This is a genomic window from Kitasatospora saccharophila, assembly GCF_039529925.1.
In the GTDB taxonomy this organism is placed as follows: domain Bacteria; phylum Actinomycetota; class Actinomycetes; order Streptomycetales; family Streptomycetaceae; genus Kitasatospora; species Kitasatospora saccharophila.
Genome location: NZ_BAAANS010000166.1, coordinates 1 through 831, shown reverse-complemented (window position 1 = coordinate 831; position 831 = coordinate 1). Strand labels below are relative to the sequence as shown.

The window sequence follows — 831 nt, the reverse complement described above, 5'->3', positions numbered from 1 at the left end:
AAGGCGGCAGCGATCTGGGGGGGCGACGAGGACGCATGATCAGCACCCCACATCGCCAAACTGCCGTTGCTCTGATCAATGAGGCCATCACTGGTGGCGCGCGGCGGGCCAAAGCCTGTGCCGAGCTGGAAATCAGCGATCGCACACTACGGCGCTGGACAAAAGACGGCCAGATACACGCCGATCAGCGCCCCCTTGTGCCGCGCCCGGAGCCAGCCAACAAGCTGAGCACTGAGGAACGCGCGGCCGTGCTTGACGTCTGTAATTCAGCGGAGTTTGCCAGCCTGCCTCCGTCACAGATCGTGCCTAAACTGGCAGATCAGGGGCGGTATCTGGCCTCGGAATCCAGCTTCTATCGCATCCTGCGCGCTGATGGTCAGCAGCATCACCGAGGCCGGGCCAAGCCGCCGGTCCGGCGCAAACCGCCCGCCAGCTACAAGGCCAGTGGGCCCTGCGAGGTTTGGACCTGGGATATAACCTGGATGCCCGGGCCCATCGCAGGCATGTTTTTTTACCTCTACCTCATCGTGGACATCTTCAGCCGGAAAATCGTGGGATGGGAAGTTCATGAACGCGAAAACGCAGAGCTGGCGGCGGCACTGACCCGGCGGGCAGTGCTGGCCGAGGGATGCACCCTGCGCCCACTGGTTCTACATGCCGATAACGGCAGCCCAATGAAGGGCGCGACAATGAAAACAACCATGGAAAAACTCGGCATCATCGCATCATACAGTCGCCCTCGCGTCAGCAATGACAACCCGTTCTCCGAGGCGCTATTCCGAACCTGCAAATATCGCCCCGACTGGCCGAACAAGGGGTTTGCCACCAAAG

1 protein-coding gene is annotated in these 831 nt (G+C 61.3%); it reads left to right on the top strand.

Going from position 1 to position 831, the window contains the following annotated elements:
• Positions 1-831, top strand: an 831-nt coding sequence (locus tag ABD345_RS39985; protein ID WP_344559757.1) for a DDE-type integrase/transposase/recombinase, incomplete at both ends; no start/stop codon positions are given.